The organism is Gilliamella sp. B3482 (assembly GCF_026536805.1).
Lineage (GTDB): Bacteria > Pseudomonadota > Gammaproteobacteria > Enterobacterales > Orbaceae > Gilliamella > Gilliamella apicola_E.
Genome location: NZ_JAFNNL010000009.1, coordinates 32,770 through 47,559 on the forward strand (window position 1 = coordinate 32,770; position 14,790 = coordinate 47,559).

Annotated in this window: 15 protein-coding genes; 13 read left to right on the forward strand and 2 right to left on the reverse strand. The window is 35.8% G+C overall.

All coding sequences use genetic code 11. The features are described from left to right. Positions 1 to 35: 35 nt before the first annotated feature. From J3U18_RS11595 to J3U18_RS11620, 6 genes are all read left to right on the forward strand, one after another. Entirely contained in the window at positions 36 to 1,016 is a 981-nt protein-coding gene (locus J3U18_RS11595) for a D-isomer specific 2-hydroxyacid dehydrogenase family protein (RefSeq protein WP_065733558.1), read from the forward strand. A gap of 48 nt (positions 1,017 to 1,064) precedes the next feature. Continuing rightward, positions 1,065 to 1,883 carry a PTS mannose/fructose/sorbose/N-acetylgalactosamine transporter subunit IIC gene (locus tag J3U18_RS11600; protein WP_416380420.1) on the forward strand — a complete coding sequence of 273 codons (819 nt, stop codon included), beginning with the start codon at positions 1,065 to 1,067 and terminating at the stop codon, positions 1,881 to 1,883. A gap of 38 nt (positions 1,884 to 1,921) precedes the next feature. Beyond that, positions 1,922 to 2,782, forward strand: coding sequence for a PTS system mannose/fructose/sorbose family transporter subunit IID (locus J3U18_RS11605; protein ID WP_267354202.1), 861 nt, complete (start codon positions 1,922 to 1,924; stop codon positions 2,780 to 2,782). Between the two features lie 27 nt (positions 2,783 to 2,809). Then, a complete protein-coding gene (locus tag J3U18_RS11610) occupies positions 2,810 to 3,307 on the forward strand; it encodes a PTS system mannose/fructose/N-acetylgalactosamine-transporter subunit IIB (RefSeq protein ID WP_065563814.1) in 498 nt (165 codons plus the stop codon). Between the two features lie 16 nt (positions 3,308 to 3,323). Continuing rightward, positions 3,324 to 3,767 carry a PTS sugar transporter subunit IIA gene (locus J3U18_RS11615; protein ID WP_267354204.1) on the forward strand — a complete coding sequence of 148 codons (444 nt, stop codon included), beginning with the start codon at positions 3,324 to 3,326 and terminating at the stop codon, positions 3,765 to 3,767. A 126-nt stretch (positions 3,768 to 3,893) separates the two neighbouring features. Continuing rightward, positions 3,894 to 4,835 carry a hypothetical protein gene (locus J3U18_RS11620; RefSeq protein ID WP_267354206.1) on the forward strand — a complete coding sequence of 314 codons (942 nt, stop codon included), beginning with the start codon at positions 3,894 to 3,896 and terminating at the stop codon, positions 4,833 to 4,835. A 72-nt stretch (positions 4,836 to 4,907) separates the two neighbouring features. Here J3U18_RS11620 and satP read toward each other — a convergent pair whose 3' ends face one another. Beyond that, positions 4,908 to 5,480 carry an acetate uptake transporter gene (gene satP / locus J3U18_RS11625; RefSeq protein WP_065733562.1) on the reverse strand — a complete coding sequence of 191 codons (573 nt, stop codon included), beginning with the start codon at positions 5,478 to 5,480 and terminating at the stop codon, positions 4,908 to 4,910. A 228-nt stretch (positions 5,481 to 5,708) separates the two neighbouring features. Between satP and dnaK the strand changes: the two genes are divergently transcribed. Beyond that, positions 5,709 to 7,622: a molecular chaperone DnaK gene (gene dnaK / locus J3U18_RS11630; RefSeq protein ID WP_267331099.1), complete on the forward strand. Its 1,914-nt coding sequence runs from the start codon at positions 5,709 to 5,711 to the stop codon at positions 7,620 to 7,622. A gap of 126 nt (positions 7,623 to 7,748) precedes the next feature. Next, a complete protein-coding gene (gene dnaJ, locus J3U18_RS11635) occupies positions 7,749 to 8,885 on the forward strand; it encodes a molecular chaperone DnaJ (protein WP_267354208.1) in 1,137 nt (378 codons plus the stop codon). Between the two features lie 190 nt (positions 8,886 to 9,075). On the opposite strand, the gene grcA is transcribed toward dnaJ, so the two are convergent. Next, on the reverse strand, positions 9,076 to 9,459 hold the full coding sequence (gene grcA / locus J3U18_RS11640) for an autonomous glycyl radical cofactor GrcA (protein WP_065563808.1): 384 nt from the start codon (positions 9,457 to 9,459) through the stop codon (positions 9,076 to 9,078). Between the two features lie 415 nt (positions 9,460 to 9,874). On the opposite strand from grcA, the gene ung reads away from it, so the two are divergent. The 5 genes from ung to J3U18_RS11665 all read left to right on the forward strand — a co-directional run. Beyond that, on the forward strand, positions 9,875 to 10,561 hold the full coding sequence (ung, locus tag J3U18_RS11645; RefSeq protein ID WP_267354210.1) for a uracil-DNA glycosylase: 687 nt from the start codon (positions 9,875 to 9,877) through the stop codon (positions 10,559 to 10,561). Next, a complete protein-coding gene (gntR, locus tag J3U18_RS11650) occupies positions 10,561 to 11,559 on the forward strand; it encodes a gluconate operon transcriptional repressor GntR (protein WP_267354212.1) in 999 nt (332 codons plus the stop codon). The genes ung and gntR overlap by 1 nt, the downstream gene beginning before the upstream one ends. Before the next feature lie 148 nt (positions 11,560 to 11,707). Further along, positions 11,708 to 12,334, forward strand: coding sequence for a uracil phosphoribosyltransferase (gene upp / locus J3U18_RS11655; RefSeq protein ID WP_065563803.1), 627 nt, complete (start codon positions 11,708 to 11,710; stop codon positions 12,332 to 12,334). A gap of 98 nt (positions 12,335 to 12,432) precedes the next feature. After that, positions 12,433 to 13,671: a uracil-xanthine permease family protein gene (locus tag J3U18_RS11660; RefSeq protein ID WP_267354214.1), complete on the forward strand. Its 1,239-nt coding sequence runs from the start codon at positions 12,433 to 12,435 to the stop codon at positions 13,669 to 13,671. Between the two features lie 762 nt (positions 13,672 to 14,433). Continuing rightward, positions 14,434 to 14,790: hypothetical protein (locus J3U18_RS11665; RefSeq protein WP_267354216.1), on the forward strand; the 357-nt coding region annotated here is incomplete at its 3' end.

Here is a 14,790-nt window from a genome sequence, read left to right on the forward strand (position 1 = left end):
AGTGACGTTTATCATTCATTGATTAGGAGTATGGAGTGGATAATTATAAAATTGCGATAATTAACTCAAGTAGTTTTGGAAAATATTTTCCAGATCATTTAAAACGATTAGAAAAAATTGGTGAAGTAAAGCATTTTACTTTTGATAATGATATACCAGGGAAGGAATTAGCAAAGGCTTTAGAAGGTTTTAATATTTTTATTGCTAGTGTTAGACCTTTTTTTAACAAAGATTTTTTTGATAATAAAAAAGACCCTTTGTTTTTAATTTCTCGTCATGGAATAGGTTTTAATAATGTTGATGTTGTTGCTGCAAGGGAACATGGAACGATTGTAACAATTGTACCGCCTCTAGTGGAGCGAGATGCTGTAGCCGAAAATGCAGTGACTAATTTACTTGCATTAATTAGGCAAACAGTTCAGTCACAAGCTGCAGTGAAATCAAATGATTGGAAAAAAAGAGCCTCTTTTTTGGGTATCAATGTTACGGGTAAAGTTGTTGGCGTTATTGGCTGTGGGAATATTGGAAGCCGTGTGGCAGAAATTTTTAAACACGGATTTAATGCGCGCTTACTTGTTGTAGATCCAAACGTAAATAAACAATGGGCTAATCAACATAATATTGAAATTGTTGATTTAGAGTATTTGCTAAAACATGCGGATATCATTTCTCTAAATGCTTCATTAAATGAAACTAGTTATCATATCTTAAAAGATCACCAATTTTCTTTAATGAAAAAAGGCGTTTACATCACCAATACAGCTCGAGCCGAACTAATTGATGAAAATGCACTATTACATGCATTGAATGAGGGTATTGTTGCGGGTCATGCTACTGACGTAATGTATGTCGAGCCTTCATATAACGACAATCCTCTAGTTCAGCATCCAAAAGTTCTTGTTACTCCACATACATCAGCTTATGCCATTGAGTGTTTGCAGGGTATGGGTGAGAAATGTGTCGAAGATGTAGAGAAATTTGTCAATAAGCAAGAATTACAATCAATTGTTTCTTAAAATTTTTTAAATATTATAAAAAAATCGAGGAGTTTATATATGCAAGAAATGCATGTAACGTTTCTTCAAGCAACCATTATTTCAATATGGGTTGCAATGGTAATGTCTCGGGGGCTGGGTGGAGCAACATTAACACTCAGATTCTCACCGATGATGACGGGGTTAATTGTTGGAATAGTCTTTAATGATATTTCAAACGCGATGATAATAACCGCAGCAATACAGTTAATTTATATGGGTGTGTTTTCTCCTGGCGGACAAATGCCATCAGAACCCGCAATTGCAACAGCTGTCGCTGTACCTGTCGCATTACTCGGCGATATGCAACCAGCAGCAGCGGTGGCTGTAGCCGTACCTGTTGGTTTGTTAGGATCGTATTTATACCAATTAAGATTTTTCCTCAATACAATGATTATGAAATTAACTGAACGATATGCTGACGAAGCTAACAGTTCGGGATTAACTTTATCAATTATTATCTTACCAATCATTTGTAGTGTCGCACTCTTTTTACCATTTATGTTTGTCGCACTCTATTTTGGTGCGCCAATAATTGCAGATATCATTAAATCCAATGCTGGTGGACTTGTTTTCCATGTCCTTAATGTAATTGGTGGTGGTCTTGCTGCAGTAGGTATTGCGCTAACTATTTATGTTATCGGTAAGAAAAATTACATCATTTTCTTCTTATTAGCTTACTTCATGGCCGTAATTGCAAAACCACTGAATATCACAATGGTTACCTACGCAATTGTCGGCGCTATTGTTGCGTTTATCTTTGTCCTTGCAAAGAATGAAGCGGTTAATTCTGCGGCTGAGCAACCTAGAAGTAATTCAAATAATCAAGTAGATGATGACGATTATTAATCTTTAATTGATTAATAAATTAAAAAGAGGAATTTATAATGACTGAAATCGTACAAGAAAGTATTGATCTCAAACCAGAAGCAATAACTAAAAAAGATATCACTATTGCATGGTTACGTTGGTATTATGCAAATGAAATCCCACACTCATTTGACCGCTATCTAGCCGCTTCTTTAATGTGGGGATTGATGCCAATTCTCAAAAAATTATATAAATCAAAAAGTGAGCTTTCAGCAGCTTATCAAAGACACTTATTGTTCTTTAACACTCAATTAACCTGGGGTGGCGGAACAATTTCAGGAATTATGGCGTCACTAGAAGCTGTAAGAGCAGATGAAGTTTATCAAAATAAACCGATCAGCATTGATAACGACGTTCTCTATAATACAAAAGCTGGTTTAATGGGGGCTTTAGCCGGAATAGGTGACGCAATCGACTCTGGAACAGTGCAATATATCTTTATTGCAATTGCGCTTCCTTGGGCTCAAGAAGGCCTAGCAATTGGTGCTTTATTTCCTTTCATTGCATTTGTTATCTATCAACTTTTTGTTGGGTACTATTTTGCTCAGTTAGGATTCAAATTGGGTAGAAATGCGGCTACCGAAGTGGTTGGTAATAAAATGCAAATGGTCATTGAAGGCCTGTCCATTCTAGGCCTATTCATGATGGGTATTTTAGCTGCTAACTACATAAAAGTATCATCAAGTTTGAAATTCAATTTATCCGGTAAAGAATTTGTCATCCAAGATACGTTGGATAAAATCCTACCGGGTGTATTGCCTCTTATGGTCGTGATGGGATTATATTTCTATTTTTCTAAGAAAGGGTTAAAAGTAACTCAAGCATTAGTTGGATTAACAATAATACTTGGTGTATTAGCAGCCATTGGAATTTTATAAAATTAAAAAAAATATAGAGGTTAAATTATGGGAAAAGTAGTGTTAGCGCGTGTAGATAGCCGCCTTATTCATGGTCAAGTTGCAACTAATGTCTCTAAAGCAGCTGGAGCAAATGCGTTATTTGTAGCCGATGATTACTCAGCAAATGATGAATTTACTAAAAATATTATATTAGGTGCTGGGGCAAGTACAGGACACAAAATAAGAGTATTAAAAGAAGATGGCGCGGTAAGATATTGGAATGATCGCCAGTATGATGATTTTAATGTTATTTTGATAACAAAAAATATAGAAGTTATGTATAAAATCATTAAAGCGGGTGTGCCAATAACTAATCTTAATATTGGAGGTTTACCGCTAGTACCTGGAGCAACTTCAATAATTAAAGAAGTATCGATTAATAAAGAACAACTTGATTTACTAATCGATTTACAAAACAGCTTCCCTAATATGGATATCTATTTTCAAGCGACGCCTTCGTTGAAAAAAGTCACATTAAACGAAGCGATTAAGATGTTTGAATAATATAGGTATCGAAAATATGATAGGTGTTTTATTAGTTAGTCATGGCAAAATGGCTGAAGGGATTAAAGATAGTGTATCAATGATTGTTGGAGAACAAGATAAATTTGAATCACTATCACTCAATCCAGGACAAGATATTGAACAATTAAAAGATAATTTATTTGATTGTTCAAAATCTCTAGACTCAGGGCAAGGTGTCTTAATTTTTGTTGATTTATTGGGTGCCTCGCCTTATAACGCATCAATGCGATGTTTGCCAGAATGGGAAAAATTAGGTATGAATGTCCGCGTCATTACCGGTATGAACTTGCCAATGGTAATTAATGCTGTATGTAATAGAGATTCATTATCACTACTTGATTTGGCAAAAGAGTGTGTTGAAACTGGACATGAGAATATCCAAGAAGCGATTAGCAATATGGCTAATTTTTCCAAATCTCAAAATGAAGATGATTATTGATTAAACTAACATCTTCTATAGATAATATTATTTGATAATCATTATTTTAATATTATCTATTTGTTTCGCTGTTAGTGTGACTAATATCGCACTAACAGTTTTTCTAAATTTAAATAATTATTAAAAATGGATAAATTTAAAGATCTTGTACTAAGATACTGTGTCATTTTTGGCAAAAGATTTACGTCTAAAGAAAAAATCACTTTTTTAAGAGTGATATCTAAAGAACTTACTCAATTGGGCTATATAGTTGATGCTAAATTAGCAAAATTAAAGTTAGCAACAAGACGGTATGAAAATTATTACAACGCTTATATTGGTAATTTAGATCAAGCTGAATTAATCATTTGTACCTATTATGATACTGGTATTAAAAATTTTAATTTTAATAAAAAATATGCATTCACGCCTCACTTTAGTAAATTAGGCTATTTTATAAGTATTTCGCCAATTATTTTCTTATTTATCACCTCATTGGTATTAAATTACTGGGTGTTCATACCAAAAATTCAGTCGCAGGGTTTTTTTAGTATTCCCGGCGTATCGTCTATTGTTTCGACTATTTTATTATTTTTTATTATTTTGAAATACAAAAGTGGCATTCCGAATCAAAAGAATTTTGTTTGTAACTCTTCAAGTATTATTACAATTATCAATTTAATTAATGAATTAGATAAAAAAGAAAAGAAGAAAATTGCTTTTGTTTTATATGATGATGGTAATAATGGACAATATGGCCTAAAGATGCTGGAAAGCTATGCAAAACAATTGAAAAATAAAAAATTCATATTTATTGATAGCATTGGAAATGGTGATGAATTGATTTATTTAAAACCTGAAGAGTCAAACATTCATTTAGAAAATATTGTTTTTAAACAAGGAACAATGGATATCCAATTTCCAAATTACATTATGATGACATCGGGAACAATGGATAACAGTGGTAAAATTATGATAAATAACGCTTTTAGCTCAAAAGATAATAATTTATCTGAAGAAACAATAAATAAACATACCCAGTCTCTTTTAAATGTATGTAAGTCATTGATAAATTCAAATAAAAATTAAAAGCTAGATTTTTTATTTTCCTTTTCAAAAAAATCACATCTACCAATTTTGTTAGTAGATGTGATGTTCTTATCAATGCTGAGATTTTGCACCAACTGGTAAAATTGTACGTCCATATTGTTCATTAAGCACTTCAGCCATCGCTAAATAAATAGCACTGGCACCGCAAATAATACCCTCAAAACCGGCAATATGAATGATGTCATGGTTACCACAAATGTTACCAATTGCTAATAAAGCAAATAAAACAGTTAAACTTGCAAAAACAAATTGTAATACTCGATTACCTTTTAAAGTACCGATAAACATAAATGCGGTAAAAATTCCCCATAATGCCAGGAAGATACCCACAAAAGTTGCATCAGTTGGTGCTGTTGCTGGTGATGTCGGTAAATACCAAATACCAACAAGAGCGATCCAAAAGAAACCATATGAAGTAAACGCTGTAGTACCAAAAGTATTACCTTTACGAAATTCTAAAATTCCAGCGATCACCTGTGCCAGTCCTCCATAAAAAATACCCATTGACACAATGGCCGTCATGACAGGAAAAAAACCTGCGTTATGAATATTTAATAAAATTGTAGTCATACCAAAACCCATTAAGCCGAGAGGACCAGGGTTTGCTAATTTAGTTTGTTCCATAAAGATCCTATAAATTAATTCTCATAATAAAAAAGGCGGCAATAATAAGTGTAGAGAGGTCTATAATCAAGATTTAAGAAAAAATAATTTATTTTGCCCCTTGATATTAAAAATATTGTTCCCATTTATGTGAAAACAATTACATATCTTTGTCAAAATAAGGACTTGAAATTAAATATTTAAGACTTATATACAAAGAATAAAATACAGGTTTGAGGAGAAACGATTATGGGTAAAATTATTGGTATCGACTTAGGTACAACAAATTCATGTGTTGCAGTAATGGATAACGGCCAAGCAAAAGTATTAGAAAATGCCGAGGGTGATCGCACAACCCCATCGATTATTGCTTACACACAAGATGGCGAAATTCTAGTTGGTCAACCAGCTAAACGCCAAGCAGTAACCAATCCACAAAATACATTATTTGCGATTAAACGTTTAATCGGTCGTCGTTATGAAGACGCTGAAGTACAACGTGATGTTGGCATCATGCCATATAAAATTGTTAAAGCAGACAATGGCGATGCATGGGTTGATGTTAAAGGCCAAAAAATTGCTCCACCACAAATTTCTGCTGAAGTATTAAAGAAAATGAAAAAAACAGCAGAAGATTATCTTGGTGAGCCAGTAACTGAAGCCGTTATTACTGTTCCTGCTTATTTTAATGATGCACAACGTCAAGCAACTAAAGATGCGGGTCGTATTGCTGGTTTAGATGTTAAACGTATTATCAACGAACCAACAGCAGCAGCATTAGCGTATGGTTTAGATAAAGATGTCGGTAACCGCACAATTGCAGTTTATGACCTTGGTGGTGGTACATTTGATATCTCAATTATCGAAATTGATGACGTTGATGGTGAAAAAACCTTCGAAGTATTAGCAACTAATGGTGATACTCATTTAGGTGGTGAAGACTTTGACTCTCGTTTAATTAACTATTTAGTTGATGAATTTAAACGTGAACAAGGATTCGATCTTAAAAATGATCCACTTGCAATGCAACGTTTAAAAGAAGCGGCTGAAAAAGCGAAAATTGAATTATCATCAGCACAACAAACTGATATTAACTTACCATATATCACTGCTGATGCAACTGGACCAAAACACTTAAATATCAAAGTGACTCGCGCTAAACTTGAATCATTAGTTGAAGATTTAGTTAAACGCTCAATGGAACCAGTTAAAACAGCATTAAAAGATGCAGGTCTTACTGTTTCTGATATTAAAGATGTGATTTTAGTTGGTGGTCAAACACGTATGCCAATGGTACAAAAAGCCGTTGCAGACTTCTTTGGCAAAGAACCACGTAAAGACGTTAACCCTGATGAAGCAGTAGCAGTAGGTGCTGCGGTACAAGGTGGTGTATTAGGTGGTGATGTTAAAGATGTATTATTACTTGACGTAACACCATTATCATTAGGTATTGAAACAATGGGTGGTGTAATGACTACCTTGATTGAGAAAAACACAACTATTCCAACTAAACATAGTCAAGTGTTCTCAACTGCTGAAGATAATCAATCTGCGGTAACCATTCATGTGTTACAAGGTGAACGTAAACGTGCAAGTGATAACAAATCATTAGGTCAATTTAACCTTGATGGAATTCAAGCTGCACCACGCGGTATGCCACAAATTGAAGTAACATTTGATATCGATGCTGATGGTATATTGCATGTATCAGCAAAAGATAAAAATACTGGTCGTGAACAAAACATTACCATTAAAGCTTCTTCAGGATTAAGTGAAGAAGAGATCCAAAAAATGGTAAATGATGCAGAAGCAAATGCTGATGCGGACCGTAAATTTGAAGAATTAGCTCAAATTCGTAACCAAGCTGATCATCTTGTTCACTCAACTCGTAAACAAGTGACTGAAGCTGGCGATCAATTATCAGCTGATGACAAAACCGCTATCGAAAGCGCCGTGAGTGATTTAGAAAATGCTGCACGCGGTGAAGATAAAGCAGAAATCGAAGCGAAAATTAATGCATTAATGGAAGCTTCAAAAAAATTACTTGAGTTAGCTCAACAACAAGCTCAAGCTGATCAATCTGCAAGCCAAGCAAATAGCGCAAACTCTGCTGATGATGTAGTTGATGCGGACTTCAAAGAAGTTGATGATGAGAAAAAATAAGCATTAACTAATATGTTTTTTAATGAGTTATTTCAACGAGTTTTAAACATGTAAAACATTAAACGGGCGCGAGGTAACTCAAGCCCGTTTAGTTGTTTATATAATGATTAAAGTTAAAGGTTAATTATGGCGAAGAAAGATTATTATGAAACATTAGGCGTAAGTAAAAGTGCTACTGAAGCTGAGATAAAAAAAGCCTACAAACGCCTAGCCATGAAATATCATCCGGATAAAAATCAGGATAATAAAGCAGAAGCTGAAGCGAAATTCAAAGAAGTCAAAGAAGCTTATGAAATCTTAACCGATCCACAAAAGAAAGCCGCTTATGATCAGTATGGACATGCTGCTTTTGAACAAGGTCAAGGTGGTGCTGGAGCCGGTGGCTTTGGCGGATTTGGTGGTTTTGGTGGAGGTTCAGCATTTGATGATATCTTCAGTGATTTCTTCGGTGGTGGGCGAGGACGTGGTCAGACCGCATCACGAGGCGATGATTTACAATACAACATCTCATTAACGCTAGAAGAAGCAGCAAGTGGCGTAAGTAAAGAGATAAAAGTACCAACATGGGTAACTTGTGATGTATGTCATGGACAAGGAACAGAAAAATCATCAGATGTCGTAACGTGTGATACATGTCATGGCGCTGGTGTTGTACAAATGCGACAAGGATTCTTTGCTGTACAGCAAGAGTGTCCAACCTGTCACGGTCGTGGAAAAATCGTTAAAAATCCATGTAAAAAATGTCATGGTGAAGGACGTATTCAGAAAACGAAAACACTATCTGTTACCATCCCTGCTGGCGTGGATACCGGAAACCGTATTCGACTTTCAGGCGAAGGTGAAGCGGGACTTAATGGCGCCCCAGCTGGCGATTTATACGTTCAGGTACAAGTAAAACCACATGCAATCTTTGAGCGTGATGGAACAAACTTACATTGTGAAATTCCAATTAACATTGTTCTAGCATCACTTGGTGGTGAAGTTGAAGTACCAACACTAAATGGTAAAGTCAGCTTAACCATACCAGCTGAAACTCAAACAGGTAAAATGTTCAGATTGCGTGGAAAAGGAATTAAATCATTACGCGGTAGCGCAGTAGGTGATCTATACTGCCACGTAGTGGTTGAAACCCCAGTAAACTTAACTGGCAAACAAAAAGAGTTACTAAAAGAATTGGGTGAAAGTTTCAAAGCGGACAAAAACTCAAAACACAGCCCAAAAGAAAAAAGCTTTTTTGATAAAGTGAAAAAGTTTTTTGGATAAAAAAATATGACTTAATAGCGAAGCAGGGCTTCGCTATTTTTTTGACACTCAAATAAAACTAAATGTATCTGTAAATATTGAATGTAAATTTGACCCGGTGCAGTATTTAACTTGGGTGAAATAAAAGCTAAATTAAAAGTTAAAAAAACCCAGCATAAAGCTGGGTGAAACTTATTGTCAAATAAGAAACTTAGATTTTAGTTGTAAAAGTACGAGCAATAACATCGCGTTGTTGTTCAGCTGTTAACGAGTTAAAACGAACAGCATAACCAGAAACACGAATAGTTAATTGTGGATATTTTTCTGGATGTTGAACAGCGTCTTCTAAAGTCTCACGACGAAGAACGTTCACATTTAAATGTTGACCACCTTCAACTTTAATTGTTGGTGCTACATCTAATGGAATTTCACGATATTCGATTTGACCAAGTTCAGCAGTTGGGACAACTTGATCTTCTTTATAAACTGATTTAGCAGCAACACAACGAGCTTCTTTAGTTGAATCATCTAATAACCAGAATGAGTTAAGTAGTGCTTTATTATCAGCTTTAGTAATTTGGATACCTGTAATCATTTTAAATCCTCCTAATGGATCTGGACGTTATTGTCCTAAACTATTGAGACTAATATAGCACTTTCAAAATTTGATTAAAATCAAAAAAAGCTATTAATCTGATAAGTTTTACCGTTGATTAGCTTTTTAATAACTGGTCAGTAAAAACATCAATTATATCTGGAAGTTAAAAATCAATATAGATATGCCTATTTGAAAATTTTTTATTAGGTACTGCAATGGGCAGCAACTTAGAATGTTACAAACCATTAACTTTGATGCGATATGGTTAATTTATGGCAATTTTGTGTTTAACTGAATATTTAAGAGTGTTTATTTAATATCATCCAACATTGATTAGCATTAGGCTTATTATTATTTTTAGGTATAATTATTACCAACGCAGTACTAGATAAAATAATAGTAAAGGCAAAATATGAGTAATCAATTAACCTGGAACGATGTTATTGGCTCTGAAAAAGAGAAGCCCTATTTTCAACATATCATGCAATTTGTTGCCACACAACGCGCTGAAGGTAAAACCATTTATCCTCCTCAGCGCGATGTGTTTAATGCATTTCGTTTCACTGAATTTAATAACATCAAAGTGGTAATTCTAGGGCAGGACCCTTATCATGGTCCAAACCAAGCTCATGGTTTATCCTTTTCTGTATTACCGGGAATCAAACCACCGCCATCGCTACTCAACATCTATAAAGAACTCTCAACGGATATTGACGGATTTACTATACCAAATCATGGTTACTTAGGTTACTGGGCAACTCAAGGCGTACTACTCCTTAACAACGTATTAACGGTTGAAGCGGGTCAGGCCCACTCTCATGCCAAAATAGGTTGGGAAACCTTTACCGATCATGTTATTGCCGCGATCGATAAACACTTGCAAGGCGTGGTATTTTTACTATGGGGCTCGCCGGCTCAAAAGAAAGGTCAATTTATTGATCGGCAAAAACATCATGTATTAACCGCTGTACACCCATCGCCATTATCTGCACATCGTGGCTTTTTTGGATGTAAACACTTCTCAAAAGCAAATGCGATCATCACACAGCAAGGTAAAACACCCATCGATTGGCAACCAAGATTACCGGAAAATAAATAATGAGTAAAAAACGTCGCCCTGGCTTACAAGAAATCGCCAACTTAATCGGCATCAGCAAAATGACAGTCAGTCGCTTTTTGCGAGATCCCAACCTAGTATCAGAATCACTTCGGTTAAAAATCTCATCGGCTATTGATAAATTAGGCTATATTCCAAACAAAGCGCCTGACATGCTATCTAATGCCAAAAGTTATGCTATTGGAGTGGTATTACCCTCATTAACTAACCAAGTCTTTGCTGATATTTTAAAAGGTATCGAAATGGTTACTGATGTAAAAGGGTACCAAACCATGATCACCCACACCGGATACAGTGCGGATAAAGAAGAGCTACGGGTTCGTTCATTACTCTCTTACAACATCGATGGACTAATATTAACCGAAAGAATACACAATCCGGCTACGCTCAAAATGATCGAAATATCTGGCGTACCTGTCGTTGAAATAATGGACAGTGTCTCACCCTGCATCGACATGGCGGTTGGCTTTGATAACTTCACTGCTACCAAAAATATGATTCACCACATGATAGAGAAAGGGCGACGCAACATAGTCTACTTCAGTGCAAGGCAAGATCAGCGAAGCATCATACGGCAGCAAGGTTATGAAAAAGCCATGCAAGAGGTAGGATTACCCCCTAAAACATTAGCAACCAAAGAAGCCTCATCCTATGAACTAGGCGCAAGATTTTTACACCAAATACTAAAAGAGTACCCAAGTGTCGATGGTATATTTAGTACTAATGATGATTTGGCGCTAGGCGTACTACTTGAATGTCAACGCATTGGCATTGAAATACCGAAACAGATAGCCATCGTTGGATTCCATGGACATAAAATTGGTCAATATATGAATCCAAAGCTAGCCTCAATCCAAACCCCAAGAATCGAAATGGGCAAAATTGCTGCCGAATTACTACTAAAACGTATCAATGGTGAAAAGGTCGAGCAAAAGGTTATTGACTTACCGGTTGAATACCTCGAAGGTGAAAGCTTATAAAAAATGAAAAGCGAGTATTCACATCATCAATAATAATGCCTTTATTGGGATTTCGGGTTTTCATGAATTGATAACTCTGCTATAATTACCTCTCAGTGGTTATTTATACCTACTAATTAGATCATCGAAAAATAACACTGAGGCCCCCATGAAAATTGTTGAAGTAAAACACCCTCTAGTTCGCCATAAAATCGGCTTAATGCGTGAACACGATATTAGCACAAAAGATTTCCGAGACCTTGCTAGTGAAGTTGGTAGCTTATTAACTTATGAAGCGACAGCCAATTTACCGACTGAAAAAGTCACAATTCAAGGTTGGTGTGGACCTGTTGAAGTAGAACAAATCAAAGGTAAAAAAATCACCGTTGTGCCTATTTTACGTGCTGGTTTAGGAATGATGGATGGTGTCTTAGAACATATACCTAGTGCAAGAATTAGTGTTGTTGGTTTTTATCGTAATGAAGAAACGCTCGAACCGGTCCCTTATTTCCAAAAACTAACTTCTGATATTGAAGAACGAATGGCATTAGTCGTTGATCCAATGCTTGCTACCGGTGGATCAATGGTTGCAACTATTGATCTGCTTAAAAAAGCTGGATGTAAAAATATCAAAGTACTTGTATTAGTTGCTGCGCCAGAAGGAATCAAAGTATTAGAACAAGCTCACCCAGATGTAGAACTTTATACCGCATCAATCGATGAACGGTTGAATGAAAAGGGCTACATTTTACCAGGACTTGGTGACGCCGGAGACAAAATATTCGGCACCAAATAAAATCTCAAATTTTAGACCGGTTTTAACCGGTTTTTTTATGCTTACTATTTGAATATAAATAGAGATGATTAACATTAAGTGGAATAAGAGAGGACAAAGTGTCTAAAACTATCGATAATGATACATCACAACATTCGTGGCAAGATATTTTTACCGGCGCTCAAATGCTATTTGTTGCATTTGGAGCATTAGTACTGGTGCCATTATTAACCGGCTTAAATACCAATGTTGCTTTATTCACAGCCGGATTGGGCACACTATTATTTCAACTCACCACCAAAGGAAAAGTCCCGGTATTTTTAGCATCATCCTTTGCGTTTATTGCACCGATCTCTTTTGGCGTTGCACAGTGGGGAATACCTGCCACATTGGGTGGACTCTTTGCAGCCGGTTTTGTGTTTATGTTTTTTGCCTTTTTGGTCAAAATTAACGGAAAGCACGTAATTGATCGCATTTTACCGCCAGTGGTTACCGGACCGATTATAATGGTTATCGGTCTATCACTTGCACCGGTTGCCGTCAAAATGGCAATGGGCACCGACAGTGGAATACTCGCCGAAAACTATCAATTAATTCTAATTTCAATGGCGTCACTATTAACCACCTTAATTGTAGCAATTTGGGCCAAAGGCTTTTTTAGATTAGTCCCGATTATTGCCGGTATTGTGGTGGGATATGCCTTATCTTGCATAATGGGCATAGTCAATTTTCAACCGATTATTGATGCGCCATGGTTTAAAGTACCTGACTTCACCTTTCCAGAGTTTCACTGGCAAGCAATCTTATATATGATCCCAATTGTAATTGCACCAACCATCGAACATGTTGGTGATATTATGGCGATCAGCGCAGTAACTGGAAAAGATTATACTAAAGATCCAGGCTTACAAAGAACATTGCTTGGTGATGGATTAGCCACCTCAAGTGCCGGCTTCTTTGGTGGACCGCCTTGTATCACATATGCCGAAGTTATTGGCGCGGTCACATTAACCCGTAACTTCAAAACACGAGTAATGACTTGGGCGGCAATTTGGGCGATTTTCATGTCATTTGTTGGAAAGATCGGCGCTTTTTTAAGTACGATCCCAACAGTTGTTATGGGCGGGATTATGGTGCTTTTATTCGGATCGATTGCATCAGTAGGTATAAATATATTGATCAAACATAAAGTCGATCTTTCTAGATCACGCAATATGTGTATCGTTTCATTAGTCTTAGTCTTTGGGATCGGCGGAATGATCTTTGATTTTGGATCTTATGCGCTACAAGGCATTAGTTTATGTGGCATTTTAGCGATTTTGTTAAATTTAATCTTACCAAATAAATCAACTGACTAATAAATAGCGGTTAATCATCAAATTGATCAACGGCTAAAAAAGTTACTGATTTTTACAAAAAAGTTGAGGAGCGGGGTTTTTTGGGGATCAAAATTGTGCTTTGCAATGTTGCCTCAAATAAATCATTCCGCTCTAACTGTGGTGCTTTAACCCTGTTTTTCCACCCAAAAAAGTGAGGAGCGGGGTTTTTTGGGTCTAAATTCTATTTTGAAATGTTGTCTTATATAAATAATTCTGCTTCAAACTACGGCGTTTTTTAGTAGCTGTTTTTTGCATCAAAAAAAGTTGAGGAACGGGGTTTTTAGCGTTTAAAACCCCACTTAAAAATCAATAAATTAACAAGACTTCAAAAAAATCAAATTTTCCTAAAATTAAAAATGATGGTTTTTAAGGATTTGTAAATTTGATATTTATCAATTAAACCGTAATTTAGCTAACATTATTTTAGATCTTTTAATGATCATCTTTACAATGATTAACGATCTAAAATGAAAAAATTATTGCGTCATATTTTTTCAGTCACTATACTTCGGGATCATTTTAGTTGAATAGATCAAATTTAACTAAAAAATATAAAAAAGTAAATAAATCATAAATATACTTGACAGGATTGTCGCATATGTTCTATAATTTCCAACAGGCAACAGGCAACAGGCAACATGGCCAACCTATAATTTAAATTCGCCAAATTCAAACTCCCAGCCTATTTTTTTTCATTCCAGTTTATTAATCGACGAAAATTTAAGATCGCGTAGTCGATCGTTGCGCCGATCGTTATTTCGATCATCATTTGGATCATCATTCCGATCATCTCGTCGATCATCTCTCGGATCTAAATTACGCCGACAGATCTTTTTACCGCTCGTCCTTTTGCTAATACCTTTTTATTCTAGCCATGCATTAACGGCTAAAACCTCGAATATGATTCAGGGTAATGCGCCTTATTTAACTTTTGATGGTGGTAAGACACGTGTTCTTAATATTGAAGCTTTGCTCGGTATTACGCTATCTAACGGAAAACAGTACACGACTAAAACGAATACTTCATCATCTTCAAACCCCATTGAGTTACCGGTTGCAGGTCAAAGTTTTGCTGATATAGATATGATCGTTCCAACG

Excerpts from the sequence above, each read along its gene's own strand:
- J3U18_RS11600 (WP_416380420.1), top strand. The coding sequence starts at position 1,065 with ATGCATGTAACGTTTCTTCAAGCAACCATTATTTCAATATGGGTTGCA.
- J3U18_RS11605 (WP_267354202.1), top strand. The coding sequence starts at position 1,922 with ATGACTGAAATCGTACAAGAAAGTATTGATCTCAAACCAGAAGCAATA.
- J3U18_RS11610 (WP_065563814.1), top strand. The coding sequence starts at position 2,810 with ATGGGAAAAGTAGTGTTAGCGCGTGTAGATAGCCGCCTTATTCATGGT.
- J3U18_RS11615 (WP_267354204.1), top strand. The coding sequence starts at position 3,324 with ATGATAGGTGTTTTATTAGTTAGTCATGGCAAAATGGCTGAAGGGATT.
- J3U18_RS11620 (WP_267354206.1), top strand. The coding sequence starts at position 3,894 with ATGGATAAATTTAAAGATCTTGTACTAAGATACTGTGTCATTTTTGGC.
- satP (WP_065733562.1), bottom strand. The coding sequence starts at position 5,480 with ATGGAACAAACTAAATTAGCAAACCCTGGTCCTCTCGGCTTAATGGGT.
- dnaK (WP_267331099.1), top strand. The coding sequence starts at position 5,709 with ATGGGTAAAATTATTGGTATCGACTTAGGTACAACAAATTCATGTGTT.
- dnaJ (WP_267354208.1), top strand. The coding sequence starts at position 7,749 with ATGGCGAAGAAAGATTATTATGAAACATTAGGCGTAAGTAAAAGTGCT.
- grcA (WP_065563808.1), bottom strand. The coding sequence starts at position 9,459 with ATGATTACAGGTATCCAAATTACTAAAGCTGATAATAAAGCACTACTT.
- ung (WP_267354210.1), top strand. The coding sequence starts at position 9,875 with ATGAGTAATCAATTAACCTGGAACGATGTTATTGGCTCTGAAAAAGAG.
- gntR (WP_267354212.1), top strand. The coding sequence starts at position 10,561 with ATGAGTAAAAAACGTCGCCCTGGCTTACAAGAAATCGCCAACTTAATC.
- upp (WP_065563803.1), top strand. The coding sequence starts at position 11,708 with ATGAAAATTGTTGAAGTAAAACACCCTCTAGTTCGCCATAAAATCGGC.